12 protein-coding genes are annotated in these 12,192 nt (G+C 58.2%); 9 read left to right on the forward strand and 3 right to left on the reverse strand.

The genetic code is table 11. The features are described from left to right. Positions 1-54: 54 nt before the first annotated feature. On the reverse strand, positions 55-537 hold the full coding sequence (gene smpB, locus RHP74_RS04260) for an SsrA-binding protein SmpB (RefSeq protein ID WP_007900551.1): 483 nt from the start codon (positions 535-537) through the stop codon (positions 55-57). A gap of 118 nt (positions 538-655) precedes the next feature. Between smpB and RHP74_RS04265 the strand changes: the two genes are divergently transcribed. From RHP74_RS04265 to RHP74_RS04275, 3 genes are read left to right on the forward strand one after another with little or no spacing between them, the layout of a single operon-like run. Then, a complete protein-coding gene (locus RHP74_RS04265) occupies positions 656-2,059 on the forward strand; it encodes a sodium-dependent transporter (RefSeq protein WP_010463541.1) in 1,404 nt (467 codons plus the stop codon). Between the two features lie 7 nt (positions 2,060-2,066). Continuing rightward, entirely contained in the window at positions 2,067-2,501 is a 435-nt protein-coding gene (locus RHP74_RS04270; protein ID WP_010463538.1) for a type II toxin-antitoxin system RatA family toxin, read from the forward strand. Beyond that, positions 2,494-2,808, forward strand: coding sequence for an RnfH family protein (locus tag RHP74_RS04275; protein WP_102593595.1), 315 nt, complete (start codon positions 2,494-2,496; stop codon positions 2,806-2,808). The genes RHP74_RS04270 and RHP74_RS04275 overlap by 8 nt, the downstream gene beginning before the upstream one ends. A gap of 61 nt (positions 2,809-2,869) precedes the next feature. On the opposite strand, the gene RHP74_RS04280 is transcribed toward RHP74_RS04275, so the two are convergent. After that, positions 2,870-3,397, reverse strand: coding sequence for an outer membrane protein assembly factor BamE (locus tag RHP74_RS04280; protein WP_010463534.1), 528 nt, complete (start codon positions 3,395-3,397; stop codon positions 2,870-2,872). Positions 3,398-3,494: 97 nt separating this feature from the next. On the opposite strand from RHP74_RS04280, the gene fur reads away from it, so the two are divergent. After that, the gene (gene fur / locus RHP74_RS04285) at positions 3,495-3,899 is read left to right on the forward strand and encodes a ferric iron uptake transcriptional regulator (RefSeq protein ID WP_003197684.1); all 405 of its coding nucleotides are present in this window, start codon (positions 3,495-3,497) and stop codon (positions 3,897-3,899) included. Positions 3,900-3,974: 75 nt separating this feature from the next. Here the strand turns inward: fur and recN are convergent, their stop codons facing one another. Then, positions 3,975-5,648: a DNA repair protein RecN gene (gene recN / locus RHP74_RS04290; RefSeq protein ID WP_010463523.1), complete on the reverse strand. Its 1,674-nt coding sequence runs from the start codon at positions 5,646-5,648 to the stop codon at positions 3,975-3,977. Positions 5,649-5,887: 239 nt separating this feature from the next. On the opposite strand from recN, the gene grpE reads away from it, so the two are divergent. The 5 genes from grpE (at position 5,888) to carA (ending at position 12,105) form a co-directional block, all read left to right on the forward strand. Then, complete coding sequence (gene grpE / locus RHP74_RS04295) at positions 5,888-6,454, forward strand: nucleotide exchange factor GrpE (protein ID WP_077747384.1); 567 nt, start codon at positions 5,888-5,890, stop codon at positions 6,452-6,454. 103 nt (positions 6,455-6,557) lie between these two features. Then, positions 6,558-8,474, forward strand: coding sequence for a molecular chaperone DnaK (dnaK, locus tag RHP74_RS04300; RefSeq protein WP_077747385.1), 1,917 nt, complete (start codon positions 6,558-6,560; stop codon positions 8,472-8,474). A 297-nt stretch (positions 8,475-8,771) separates the two neighbouring features. Further along, positions 8,772-9,896, forward strand: coding sequence for a molecular chaperone DnaJ (gene dnaJ, locus RHP74_RS04305; protein ID WP_010463516.1), 1,125 nt, complete (start codon positions 8,772-8,774; stop codon positions 9,894-9,896). Positions 9,897-9,906: 10 nt separating this feature from the next. Continuing rightward, complete coding sequence (gene dapB, locus RHP74_RS04310; RefSeq protein WP_010463514.1) at positions 9,907-10,710, forward strand: 4-hydroxy-tetrahydrodipicolinate reductase; 804 nt, start codon at positions 9,907-9,909, stop codon at positions 10,708-10,710. Between the two features lie 258 nt (positions 10,711-10,968). Beyond that, positions 10,969-12,105 carry a glutamine-hydrolyzing carbamoyl-phosphate synthase small subunit gene (gene carA / locus RHP74_RS04315; RefSeq protein ID WP_010463512.1) on the forward strand — a complete coding sequence of 379 codons (1,137 nt, stop codon included), beginning with the start codon at positions 10,969-10,971 and terminating at the stop codon, positions 12,103-12,105. Positions 12,106-12,192: the final 87 nt, after the last annotated feature.

Below are 12,192 nucleotides of genomic sequence, written 5' to 3' on the forward strand. Positions count from 1 at the left end.
CGTCCATTGCTGCATTTCCACGCAGAGCGTGGGAACGATTATCAGACCGAAAGATTAATCTTCCTTGCCCTTGTTGCGCACCGCACGCTGCAACTCGCGACCGGCGTCGCGTTCGCGTTCGGTATCACGCTTGTCGTATTCCTTCTTGCCCTTGCCCAGAGCGATCTCGCACTTGACCATGTGCTTGCTCCAGTACCAGGACAGGCACACGCAGGCATAGCCTTTTTGCTGCACGGCGGCGGCCAGCTTTTCAAGCTCGCGGCGGTTGAGCAACAATTTGCGGGTGCGGGTCGGATCGGCGATGACGTGGGTGCTGGCGGTCATCAGCGGCGTAATGTGGCTGCCGAGCAGCCAGGCTTCGCCATCCTTGAGCAGCACGTAACTGTCAACCAGTTGCAGCTTGCTTGCCCGCAGACTTTTTACTTCCCAGCCGGCCAGGACCAGACCAGCCTCGAACTTATGCTCGATGAAGTAATCGTGTCGCGCCTTTTTGTTTTGCGCGATGGTCCCTGTTGGGTGTTTCTTCTGTTTAGCCATAGGGGCGGCATTATAGGGAGTTGCACGCGAGTCGGCTACGGTATCGCTACGTGCTTGAGCAGGTTGATTGAATCCCGGACAATGCGGCCTCTTTTTTGAACGCTTGGGCGTGATAACGATGTCGACAGACAAGGTTTCTGTCCACGGCAGTTGGGCTAGCCGCTGGGTCTTCATACTCGCCGCGACCGGTTCGGCCGTGGGCCTGGGTAGTATCTGGAAATTCCCGTACATGGTCGGCGTCTACGGCGGCGGCGCCTTCGTGCTGATGTTCCTGGCCTGTATCGCGCTGATCGGTGTGCCGGTCATGCTGGCCGAAACCCTGATCGGCCGCCGCGCGCGGCAGAGCCCGGCCAACGCCTTGAAGGTGCTGGCGGTGGAGGCGGGGCATTCGGGCAAGTGGTCCTGGGGCGCATTCGCCGGGATGATCACGGCGTTGCTGATCCTGTCTTTCTATAGTGTGGTCGGCGGCTGGTCGCTGGATTACATCATCGACATGGGCCGTGGCGACTTCCAGGGAGCAACGCCCGATCAGGTCGGCGCGTACTTTGGCAATGTGATCGCCGATCCGTGGCGCCTGACACTTTGGCACACGATTTTCATGCTGCTGTCTGCCGTCGTCATCGCCAAAGGCGTGGTCGCCGGGCTTGAACGCAGCCTGCGGATCATGATGCCGCTGCTTTTCGTGATGATTCTGGTGCTGCTGGGCTACAGCATGACCACCGGGCATTTCATGGAAGGCGTGCACTTCATGTTCGACTTCCACCCGGAAAAAGTCCTCGACGGCTTGTTGCCGGCCATGGGGCACGCGTTCTTCTCCCTGAGTGTGGGCGTTGGTTCGATCATGATTTACGGCGCTTACATGCCCAAGCATTCGTCGATCTCCGGCACCGTGGTCGGCGTGGCGCTGCTCGACACCTTCGTTTCCCTGGTGGCTGGTCTGGCATTGTTTCCGATTGTGTTCGCTGCGGGCTTGAACCCGAGCGAAGGCCCGGGCCTGATGTTTGTCAGCCTGCCGTTCGCCTTCGGTAACGTAGCGTTCGGCCAGTTGATGGGCGTAGTGTTCTTCGTACTGGTCGCGGTGGCTGCCTGGAGCTCGGCGATTTCCCTGCTCGAGCCGATGGTGGCTTACCTGGTCGAGCGTACGAAAGTCAGTCGCGCCTGGGTGACTTTCTGGCTGGCGTTTATCTGCTGGTTCGTGGGGTTGGGCACGGTGTTTTCCTTCAATATCTGGAAGGAAGCCAAATTTTTCGTGAACGAAGGCGGGATGTTCCATCTCTATCAATGGGGTGCGGCAGGTGGCCTGGACTTCTTTGGCGTGATCGATTTCTTCACGTCGCGGATCATGTTGCCACTCGGTGGTTTGTGTTTCGTGGTGTTTGCGGGCTGGGTGATGGGGCGTGAAGCGGTGCGCGACGAGTTGTCGGTCCGCAACCCTGCGCTGTTCGCCCTGTCCTTGTTCTTGATGCGCTATGTGGCGCCCATCGGCATTCTCGTAGTGTTTGCCGCACAGCTGTGGAAGTGACGCTGACATGACGACACACATTCAACGTTCGGCTCTGCTGCCTTACCCGGCGCAAGCGCTGTATGACCTGGTCAACGACGTGGCGCGTTACCCGGAATTTCTGCCGTGGTGTTCCACCGCTGAAGTGCTGGAAAGCACTCCCGAGCACATGCGTGCCAGCGTGGGCGTGGCCAAGGGTGGGTTGAGTCAGCATTTTGTTACCAGAAACACTTTAGTGCCCGGCCATTCGATCGAGATGAACCTCGAGGAAGGACCTTTCACCCAGTTGCATGGCATTTGGGTGTTCAAGCCGTTGGGCGAAAAGGCCTGCAAGATCAGTCTGGACCTGTCCTTCGATTACGCCGGGCCGATTGTTCGCGCAACCTTGGGGCCGCTGTTCAATCAGGCCGCAAACACGTTGGTGGACGCGTTTTGCCAGCGCGCCAAACAAATGCATGGTTGAGTCGAAGGTTGACGTCGAGGTGGTCTACGCCGCAGTTGATCGTCAGGTGCTTCTCGCAGTGTCGGTGCCAGCAGGAACGACGGTGCGCGCGGCTTTGCTGGCGTCAGGCGTTGGCGAGACCTTCGCGGAGCTGGATCTGACCCATTGCCCGGTGGGGATCTTCGGTAAAGTAATTACTGATGCGGACACTCGTCCTGTGCAGGCGGGTGATCGCATCGAGATTTACCGGCCATTGCTGGCAGATCCGAAAGAGGTTCGTCGGCTGCGTGCCGCCAAGGCTGCTGAGGCCAAGGCCCGGAATCAGTAAGCCGCCCAAGCGCCAGACAATAAAAAACCCGGACATGCCGGGTTTTTTATTGCGTCGCAAATTATTGCGGCGAGGTTTCCAGCGGTTCTGGCGTCGGGACCGGAACGGTTTCTACACCGTCTACGTCCTTCTGGATCTGGTCCAGCAACGAGCCTGGCTTGACCGGTTTTTCCGGTTTCGGCTTCTCGGCGTTTTCTGCTGGTGCAGTGACTGTTGTGCCACTGTCCTTGCCGAGAATGGCTTCGTCGCGGCTCACGCCTGGCATGAAATCACCAGAGAGGCTGACAAGTTGGTCATTTGGGTTGAAGATAACGCTAATGCGTTCCTGTTGGCGTTCACCGCCACCCGGTTGCAGGCTGTACAGATAATCCCAGCGATCGGCATGGAACGTGTCGGTCAGCAGAGGGTTGCCCATGATAAACCGTACTTGCTTACGGGTCATTCCCGGGCGTAACTGGTTTATCATGTCCTGCGTGACGACATTGCCCTGCTGGATGTCGATTTTGTAAACCCCGGGGAATGAACAACCGGCGAGTGCGAGCAGTCCCACAAAGGTGAAACTGGTTAGCAAGAGCTTGGTGTTTTGCATCGGTGGGCGACTTCCACTATCTTGGCTGGGACAACGTAAACGCCGATCATACCCGCATTAAGAGAAGCTGCGAAGCAGCATCGCGAGAAAGCTGACCATGGTTGAAAATAGCGAACTACGCAAAGCCGGCCTCAAAGTGACCCTTCCACGGGTCAAAATTCTGCAAATGCTCGATTCCGCCGAGCAACGCCACATGAGTGCCGAGGATGTTTACAAGGCGCTGATGGAGGCTGGTGAGGACGTCGGTCTGGCCACGGTTTACCGTGTACTGACTCAGTTCGAGGCAGCTGGCCTTGTGGTGCGGCACAACTTCGACGGAGGCCATGCGGTCTTCGAGCTGGATGACGGCAAGCATCACGACCATATGGTCAACGTCGAAACCAGCGAAGTGATCGAATTCTTCGACGAAGAAATCGAGCGTCTGCAGAAAGCCATCGTCGATAAGTACGGCTTCGAGATGGTTGATCACAATCTGGTGCTGTACGTGCGCAAGAAAAAGTAAGCATGTCGCGCGAATTTTACATTCGCGAAACGAGCGAAGGCGACCCAAGGGTCGCCTTCGTGCTTTCTGCCGTCCTTAAATTTTTGCGGTGACGACCATTTTTTTCGCGTGAGCCAGGGATTCCTTGGTCAGATCGATGCCACCCAGCATCCGCGCTACTTCTTCGACGCGATCATTCTTGCTCAGTTTGGAAACAGCCGTGTGGGTCGCCTCTTCGCCGCGCACCTTGTGCACGAATAGATGTTGATGGCCCTGGGCGGCCACTTGCGGCAAGTGGGTCACTGTCAGCACCTGTCCGCGTTCACCGAGGCGACGTAGCAGTTGGCCAACGATCTCCGCGGTGGGGCCTCCGATGCCCACGTCTACCTCATCGAATACAAGTGTCGGCACACGTGAGGTCTGTGCGGTGATCACCTGAATAGCCAGGCTGATCCGAGACAGTTCGCCACCCGAGGCCACTTTGGCCAAGGCTTTTAATGGCTGACCGGGGTTGGCGCTGACCAGCAGCTCGACCTGCTCCAGTCCATTAGGCAGCAGTTCGTCGCTGCTGTTAGGACGTAATTCGATAGTGAAGCGCCCGCCGGGCATGCCCAGTCGCTGGATTTCCTGTTCCACGGCGCTGGCCAGGCTGTTCGAGGCTTGATGGCGCAGGTCGCTTAGTTCTCGAGCCTTCTCCTGATAATGACGGGCATAAGAAGCCAGCTCATCGCTCAGTCGCTCGATGGATTCATCGTTGGCGTTCAGGGTTTCGATTTCATCCAGCAAGCGCTGCTGCATCTCGGCGACTTCGGTCGGCTGGATGCGGTGCTTGCGCGCCATGGTGTAGATCGCATCCAGGCGTTCTTCCAGGTATTGAAGGCGTGCCGGGTCGGCGTCGAAGTTGTCGAGAAAGCGGTTGAGCTCGCCCACGGCTTCTTCGACCTGTATCTGTGCGCTAGTCAGCAGGCTGCTGGCTTCACCCAGTGCGCCGATCGAGTTATTGACGCTCGATAGACGATTGAGGCTGGCGGTCAGCGCGTTCAGGACATTCCCGGAATCACTTTCGCTGCATTGCTCGACCACTTGCCGACAGATACCCAGCAGGGTTTCTGCGTTGGTGAGGTTCTTGTGCTCCTGTTCCAGTTGTTCCAGCTCGTTTTCGCCGAGGCCGAGGTTTTCCAGCTCTTCGAGCTGATAGCTGAGCAATTGATGGCGAGCGCGCTGCTCGTCGCCGGAATTGGAGAGGCGCTCCAGCTCCTGGCGAGTCTGGCGCCAGCGTTGGGCGGCCAGATGCACCTGGCGGGCAAGATCAGTGGCGCCGGCGTATTCGTCGAGCAAGCGGCGGTGAGTGTCGGTCTTGAGCAGGGATTGGTGTTCGTGCTGGCTGTGGATATCGATCAGCAGTTCGCCGAGGGCTTTGAGGTCGCCGAGCGGGCAGGGCGTGCCGTTGATATAGCCACGAGAGCGTCCTTCGGCGGTGATGACCCGTCGCAAGATGCACGGGCCGTCGCTTTCCAGGTCGCGCTCCGCCAGCCAGGCGCTGGCTTCCGGGATGTCGACCAGGTCGAAGGTTGCAAGGATGTCGGCCTTGTCGGCGCCGGGACGGACCACGCCGCTGTCGGCACGGTCGCCCAGGGTCAGGCCGAGGGCGTCGAGCATGATCGACTTGCCGGCACCGGTTTCCCCGGTTATCACGCTCATCCCGCGATCGAGCTCGAGATCGAGATGTTCAACGATGGCGTAGTTATGTACGGACAGGTGCACCAGCATAAAGGCCGCTCCCAGGCTTTAGGTCTGGTTATTTATACAGTGTTTTATTTGCGGCTGACAATGCCCCTGAATAGCTCGATCGACTCGGTCTGACGAAATGCCTGGTCGTCGCGTAATCACAATGCAGCGTTTTTTGTAGGGTTAATCGCAACCCGCCCCTTGAAGCTGATTTTTGCGGCCCCATATACCGGGACAGAAGCGCGAGTTGAGCTCGCGGACGTTATTGAAAGGAGAATTCTATGGCTGACGAACAGACAGTGGATACGCAAAATCTAGACGCCGATCAGGCTGCCCCGGATTCGGGTGATGAACTGGCGGCTCGCGTACAAGTGCTCGAGGAGCAATTGGCTGGCGCTCATGATCAAGCTTTGCGTGTAGCGGCTGATCTGCAGAACGTCCGCCGTCGAGCCGAGCAGGACGTAGAAAAAGCGCACAAATTCGCCCTGGAAAAATTTGCTGGCGATTTGTTGCCGATCATCGACAGCCTGGAGCGTGGCCTGGAGTTGTCCAACCCGGATGACGAAAGCATCCGCCCAATGCGCGAAGGCATCGAGCTGACCCTGAAAATGTTCCAGGACACCCTGAAGCGTTATCAGCTGGAAGTGATCGATCCGCATGGCGAGCCGTTCAATGCCGTTCAGCACCAGGCAATGGCCATGCAGGAAAGCGCCGACGTTGAGCCGAACAGCGTGCTCAAGGTGTTCCAGAAAGGGTATCAGCTCAACGGTCGTCTGCTGCGCCCGGCCATGGTTGTGGTGAGCAAGGCCCCTGCGCCAGTTTCGCCTTCTATTGATGAGCAGGCTTGAAATTAGCCACAAGGCCCCCATTTAGAAGTCAAGCGTTTAAGTGCTACCGCAGTTAGCCACCACTGCTGCGGCAACCAAATCCAAAAGTTTCGGGAGAATAAACATGGGCAAAATTATCGGTATCGACCTGGGGACTACCAACTCCTGCGTCTCCGTGCTTGAAAACGGCGTAGCCAAAGTTATCGAAAACGCTGAAGGCGCGCGTACCACGCCGTCGATCATCGCTTACGCCAACGACGGCGAAATCCTGGTTGGCCAGTCCGCCAAGCGTCAAGCTGTGACCAATCCGCATAACACCCTGTACGCGGTGAAGCGTCTGATCGGTCGTAAGTTCGACGAAGAAGTCGTACAGAAAGACATCAAGATGGTCCCGTACAAAATCGCCAAGGCTGACAACGGCGACGCATGGGTTGAAGTGAACGGCCAGAAAATGTCGCCGCCACAGATCTCGGCTGAAATTCTGAAGAAAATGAAGAAGACCGCCGAAGACTACCTCGGCGAGCCAGTGACCGAAGCGGTCATCACCGTTCCGGCTTACTTCAACGACAGCCAGCGTCAAGCCACCAAAGACGCCGGCCGTATTGCTGGTCTGGACGTAAAACGTATCATCAACGAACCGACCGCGGCCGCTCTGGCCTACGGTATGGACAAGGCGAAGGGCGATCACACCGTGATCGTTTACGACTTGGGCGGCGGTACCTTCGACGTTTCCGTGATCGAAATCGCTGAAGTCGATGGCGAGCACCAGTTCGAAGTATTGGCCACCAACGGTGACACTTTCCTGGGCGGTGAAGACTTTGACATTCGTCTGATCGACTACCTCGTCGACGAATTCAAGAAAGAAAGCGGCATGAACCTCAAAGGTGACCCGCTGGCCATGCAGCGCCTGAAAGAAGCCGCTGAAAAAGCCAAGATCGAACTGTCCTCGAGCATGTCGACTGATGTGAACCTGCCGTACATCACTGCAGACGCCACCGGTCCTAAGCACTTGAACGTGAAAATCTCCCGCGCCAAGCTCGAAGCGCTGGTAGAAGACCTGGTTCAGCGCACCATCGAACCTTGCCGCATCGCGCTGAAAGACTCCGGTATCGACGTTGGCGCCATCAACGACGTGATCCTGGTGGGCGGTCAGACCCGTATGCCACTGGTTCAGAAGTTGGTGACCGAGTTCTTCGGTAAAGAAGCACGTAAAGACGTGAACCCGGACGAAGCCGTTGCCATGGGTGCTGCTATCCAGGGTGCCGTACTGGCCGGTGACGTGAAAGACGTTCTGCTGCTCGACGTCAGCCCGCTGACCCTGGGTATCGAAACCATGGGTGGCGTGATGACCGCGCTGATCGAGAAAAACACCACGATTCCTACCAAGAAATCGCAAGTGTTCTCGACTGCCGACGACAATCAGGGCGCCGTGACCATTCACGTGCTGCAAGGTGAGCGTAAGCAAGCGGCACAGAACAAGTCCCTGGGCAAGTTCGACCTGGCCGAGATTCCACCAGCACCACGTGGCGTGCCACAAATTGAAGTGACCTTCGACATCGACGCCAACGGCATCCTGCACGTAGGCGCCAAAGACAAGGCCACCGGCAAGACTCAGTCGATCGTGATCAAGGCCAACTCCGGTCTGTCCGAGGAAGAGATTCAGCAGATGATTCGCGATGCTGAAGCCAACGCCGAAGAAGACAGCAAGTTCGAAGCGCTGGCCGCAGCCCGCAACCAGGGCGATGCACTGGTTCACTCGACTCGCAAAATGGTCGCTGACGCCGGCGATAAAGTGACGGCTGAAGAGAAGACTGCAATCGAAGCCGCTGTTGTTGCTCTGGAAGCCGCTGTCAAAGGCGACGACAAGGCTGCAATCGAAGCCAAGGTTGAAGAGTTGTCCAAAGTCTCCGCTCCAGTGGCGCAGAAGATGTACGCCGAACAGGCCCAGCCTGCCGAAGGCGCGGCACCTAACGACGAAAAAGCCGAAAAAGCCGACGACGTTGTTGATGCCGAGTTCGAAGAAGTCAAAGACCACAAGTAAGTTGTTGGTCGCCCGGTTGACTGCCTTCTGGCGGTGACTGGTAGGATGTCGCCGCGCGGGAGCTTGCTCCCGCGTTGGCGTGTCTGGAGTTAGCGAATTTTTACAGCATGCGACAACGCTCGAATGCTGGCGGTATGGCCGGGAATGCTCCTGCTTCTCGAGCTGAAAGTACCGCATTGAATCAAAGACCAGGATCGTTGAATTGACGTGAGTTGGGTCCGGGCCTGTATTGGGGCTCAACGAGTTTGGCGAGGCTCAGGAGGGGTTTGCCGGACGTCCTTAAGAGTGCAAAGACTTATGGCAAAGCGTGACTATTACGAAATATTGGGTGTTGAGCGTGGTTCAAGCGAAGCAGACCTGAAAAAGGCCTACCGTCGCCTGGCGATGAAGCATCACCCGGACCGTAATCCCGATGACAAAGCGTCGGAAGAGATGTTCAAGGAGGCCAACGAGGCCTACGAAGTCCTGTCCGATTCCAGCAAGCGCGCGGCCTACGACCAGTACGGTCATGCCGGCGTCGACCCGAGCATGGGTGGCGGCGGTGCCGGATTTGGCGGTCAGAACTTCTCCGACATCTTTGGTGATGTCTTCAGTGACTTCTTCGGTGGTGGTCGCGGCGGTGCCCGTGGCGGCGCTCAGCGCGGCAGCGACTTGCGTTACACCCTGGAGCTGAACCTGGAAGAAGCGGTGCGCGGCACGACCGTGAATATCCGCGTTCCGACACTGGTCAACTGCAAGCCCTGCGACGGCTCGGGTGCCAAGAAAGGCTCCTCGCCAGTAACCTGCCCGACATGCGGCGGTATTGGCCAGGTGCGCATGCAGCAGGGCTTCTTCTCGGTGCAGCAGACCTGCCCGCGTTGCCATGGCCAGGGCAAGATCATTTCCGACCCGTGCAACTCCTGCAACGGCGAAGGCCGTGTCGAAGAGTACAAAACCCTCTCGGTGAAAGTGCCGGCCGGTGTGGATACCGGTGATCGCATTCGTCTGTCCGGCGAAGGCGAGGCGGGTGCGCAGGGTGGACCGACGGGCGATCTGTACGTGGTGATCAATGTGCGCGAGCACGCGATCTTCCAGCGCGACGGCAAGCACCTGTTCTGCGAAGTGCCGATCAGTTTTGTTGATGCTGCGCTGGGCGGCGAGCTGGAGATTCCGACCCTTGATGGTCGAGTCAAACTGAAAATCCCTGAAGGGACCCAGACCGGCAAGCAGTTCCGTGTTCGCGGCAAAGGCGTTGCGCCTGTGCGTGGCGGTGGAGCCGGTGACTTGATGTGCCGTGTGGCGGTCGAAACCCCGGTCAACCTGGGTCGTCGTCAGCGCGAATTGCTGGAAGAGTTCCGCAGCTCGCTGGCGGATGACAACAGCCATTCGCCGAAAACCACCGGTTGGTTCGAAGGCGTGAAGCGCTTCTTCGGCGATTTGTAAGGAGACAGGCATGCGACGTATTGCAGTGATGGGCGCCGCCGGGCGCATGGGCAAAACCCTGATCGAGGCCGTGCAGCAACAGCAGGGTGCGGGTCTGACGGCGGCCATTGATCGTCCGGACAGCTCGCTGGTCGGCGCAGATGCCGGCGAACTGGCTGCGCTGGGTCGTATCGGTGTGCCGCTGTCGGGTGATCTGGATCGCGTGGTCGACGAGTTCGACGTGCTGATCGACTTCACGCACCCGACGGTGACGCTGAAGAACCTCGCGTTCTGCCGCAAGCATCACAAGGCGATGATCATCGGTACCACCGGTTTCAGCGTTGAGGAGAAGCAGCTGCTGGCGGAAGCGGGCAAGGACATTCCGATTGTCTTCGCGGCCAACTTCAGCGTCGGCGTTAATCTTTGCCTGAAGCTGCTCGACACCGCTGCCCGGGTACTGGGTGATGATGTCGATATCGAAATCACTGAAGCCCATCATCGGCATAAAGTCGATGCGCCGTCCGGTACTGCCGTGCGCATGGGTGAAGTGATTGCCGATGCGCTGGGGCGTGATCTGAAGAAGGTGGCGGTTTACGGTCGTGAAGGCCAGACCGGCGCCCGCGCTCGCGAAACCATCGGCTTCGCCACGGTGCGTGCCGGTGACATCGTCGGTGATCACACTGTGCTGTTCGCCGCTGATGGTGAGCGTGTCGAGATCACGCATAAAGCGTCCAGTCGCATGACCTTTGCCAAGGGTGCAGTACGTGCCGCCTTGTGGCTGGATGGGCGCGAGCCGGGTCTTTATGACATGCAAGACGTGCTCGACCTGCGTTAAGAAGTGCCTGAAATCGGGTTCAAACACGGCGTTTGAGCCCGGTTTTACTCCGCCAAGCGACGTCCTGTCGCATTCTCCGGCCTTTAAGGCTCATTGGCGGTAGACCGAAAATGCCTTTTTCTGTAAGCTACAGCTTTAGTGTGTTCACTAAAAGCGCGCAGAATAATTCAGTGAATGAGCGGGGTGACGTGTCCATACGTCACTCCGCTTTTTTACACCTGCGATCGCCCTTTCAGGCTTTATTTACGGGAGGTCTTCTTGACTAAGCCAGCCATACTCGCCCTTGCTGATGGCAGCATTTTTCGCGGCGAAGCAATTGGAGCCGACGGTCAAACCGTTGGTGAGGTGGTATTCAACACCGCCATGACCGGCTATCAGGAAATCCTTACCGATCCTTCCTACGCCCAACAGATCGTTACCCTGACTTACCCGCACATCGGCAACACCGGCACAACGCCGGAAGACGCCGAGTCCGACCGCGTATGGTCCGCTGGCCTGGTCATCCGTGACCTGCCACTGGTTGCGAGCAACTGGCGTAACACGATGTCCCTGTCCGACTACCTGAAAGCCAACAACGTAGTGGCAATCGCCGGTATCGATACTCGCCGCCTGACACGCATTTTGCGTGAAAAAGGTGCGCAGAACGGCTGCATCATGGCAGGTGACAACATCTCCGAAGAAGCCGCCATCGCCGCCGCCCAGGGTTTCCCTGGCCTCAAAGGCATGGACCTGGCGAAAGTCGTCAGCACCAAAGAGCAATACGAGTGGCGCTCGACTGTCTGGGATCTGAAAACCGACAGCCACGCGACCATCGAAGCCTCCGAGCTGCCCTACCACGTGGTCGCCTACGACTACGGCGTCAAGCTGAACATCCTGCGCATGCTGGTCGAGCGCGGTTGCCGCGTGACCGTGGTGCCGGCTCAGACTCCAGCCGCTGACGTTCTGGCGATGAAGCCGGACGGCGTGTTCCTGTCCAACGGCCCTGGTGACCCTGAGCCTTGCGACTACGCGATCCAGGCGATCAAGGACGTGCTCGAAACCGAGATTCCGGTCTTCGGCATCTGCCTCGGTCACCAGCTGCTGGCCCTGGCCTCCGGTGCCAAGACCCTGAAAATGGGCCACGGCCACCACGGTGCCAACCACCCGGTCCAGGATCTGGATACCGGTGTAGTGATGATCACCAGCCAGAACCACGGTTTTGCGGTAGACGAAGCGACCCTGCCGGCCAACGTCCGCGCGATTCACAAATCGCTGTTCGACGGCACCCTTCAAGGCATCGAGCGTACCGACAAAAGCGCCTTCAGCTTCCAGGGTCACCCTGAAGCCAGCCCTGGCCCGAACGACGTAGCGCCATTGTTCGATCGCTTCATCAACGAAATGGCCAAGCGACGCTAATCGCTCGCCTTGATGTTGCAAAGCTTGAGGGGCGGTCCCGAACATCGGCGGCCCCCCTCAAGGCTTCACAGATTGAACAAGACGGCT

The organism is Pseudomonas sp. SG20052, from assembly GCF_031766055.1.
GTDB classification, from domain to species: domain Bacteria; phylum Pseudomonadota; class Gammaproteobacteria; order Pseudomonadales; family Pseudomonadaceae; genus Aquipseudomonas; species Aquipseudomonas mandelii.

Excerpts from the sequence above, each read along its gene's own strand:
- RHP74_RS04265 (WP_010463541.1), top strand. The coding sequence starts at position 656 with ATGTCGACAGACAAGGTTTCTGTCCACGGCAGTTGGGCTAGCCGCTGG.
- dapB (WP_010463514.1), top strand. The coding sequence starts at position 9,907 with ATGCGACGTATTGCAGTGATGGGCGCCGCCGGGCGCATGGGCAAAACC.
- RHP74_RS04280 (WP_010463534.1), bottom strand. The coding sequence starts at position 3,397 with ATGCAAAACACCAAGCTCTTGCTAACCAGTTTCACCTTTGTGGGACTG.
- smpB (WP_007900551.1), bottom strand. The coding sequence starts at position 537 with ATGGCTAAACAGAAGAAACACCCAACAGGGACCATCGCGCAAAACAAA.
- dnaJ (WP_010463516.1), top strand. The coding sequence starts at position 8,772 with ATGGCAAAGCGTGACTATTACGAAATATTGGGTGTTGAGCGTGGTTCA.
- RHP74_RS04270 (WP_010463538.1), top strand. The coding sequence starts at position 2,067 with ATGACGACACACATTCAACGTTCGGCTCTGCTGCCTTACCCGGCGCAA.
- dnaK (WP_077747385.1), top strand. The coding sequence starts at position 6,558 with ATGGGCAAAATTATCGGTATCGACCTGGGGACTACCAACTCCTGCGTC.
- grpE (WP_077747384.1), top strand. The coding sequence starts at position 5,888 with ATGGCTGACGAACAGACAGTGGATACGCAAAATCTAGACGCCGATCAG.
- fur (WP_003197684.1), top strand. The coding sequence starts at position 3,495 with ATGGTTGAAAATAGCGAACTACGCAAAGCCGGCCTCAAAGTGACCCTT.
- RHP74_RS04275 (WP_102593595.1), top strand. The coding sequence starts at position 2,494 with ATGGTTGAGTCGAAGGTTGACGTCGAGGTGGTCTACGCCGCAGTTGAT.
- recN (WP_010463523.1), bottom strand. The coding sequence starts at position 5,648 with ATGCTGGTGCACCTGTCCGTACATAACTACGCCATCGTTGAACATCTC.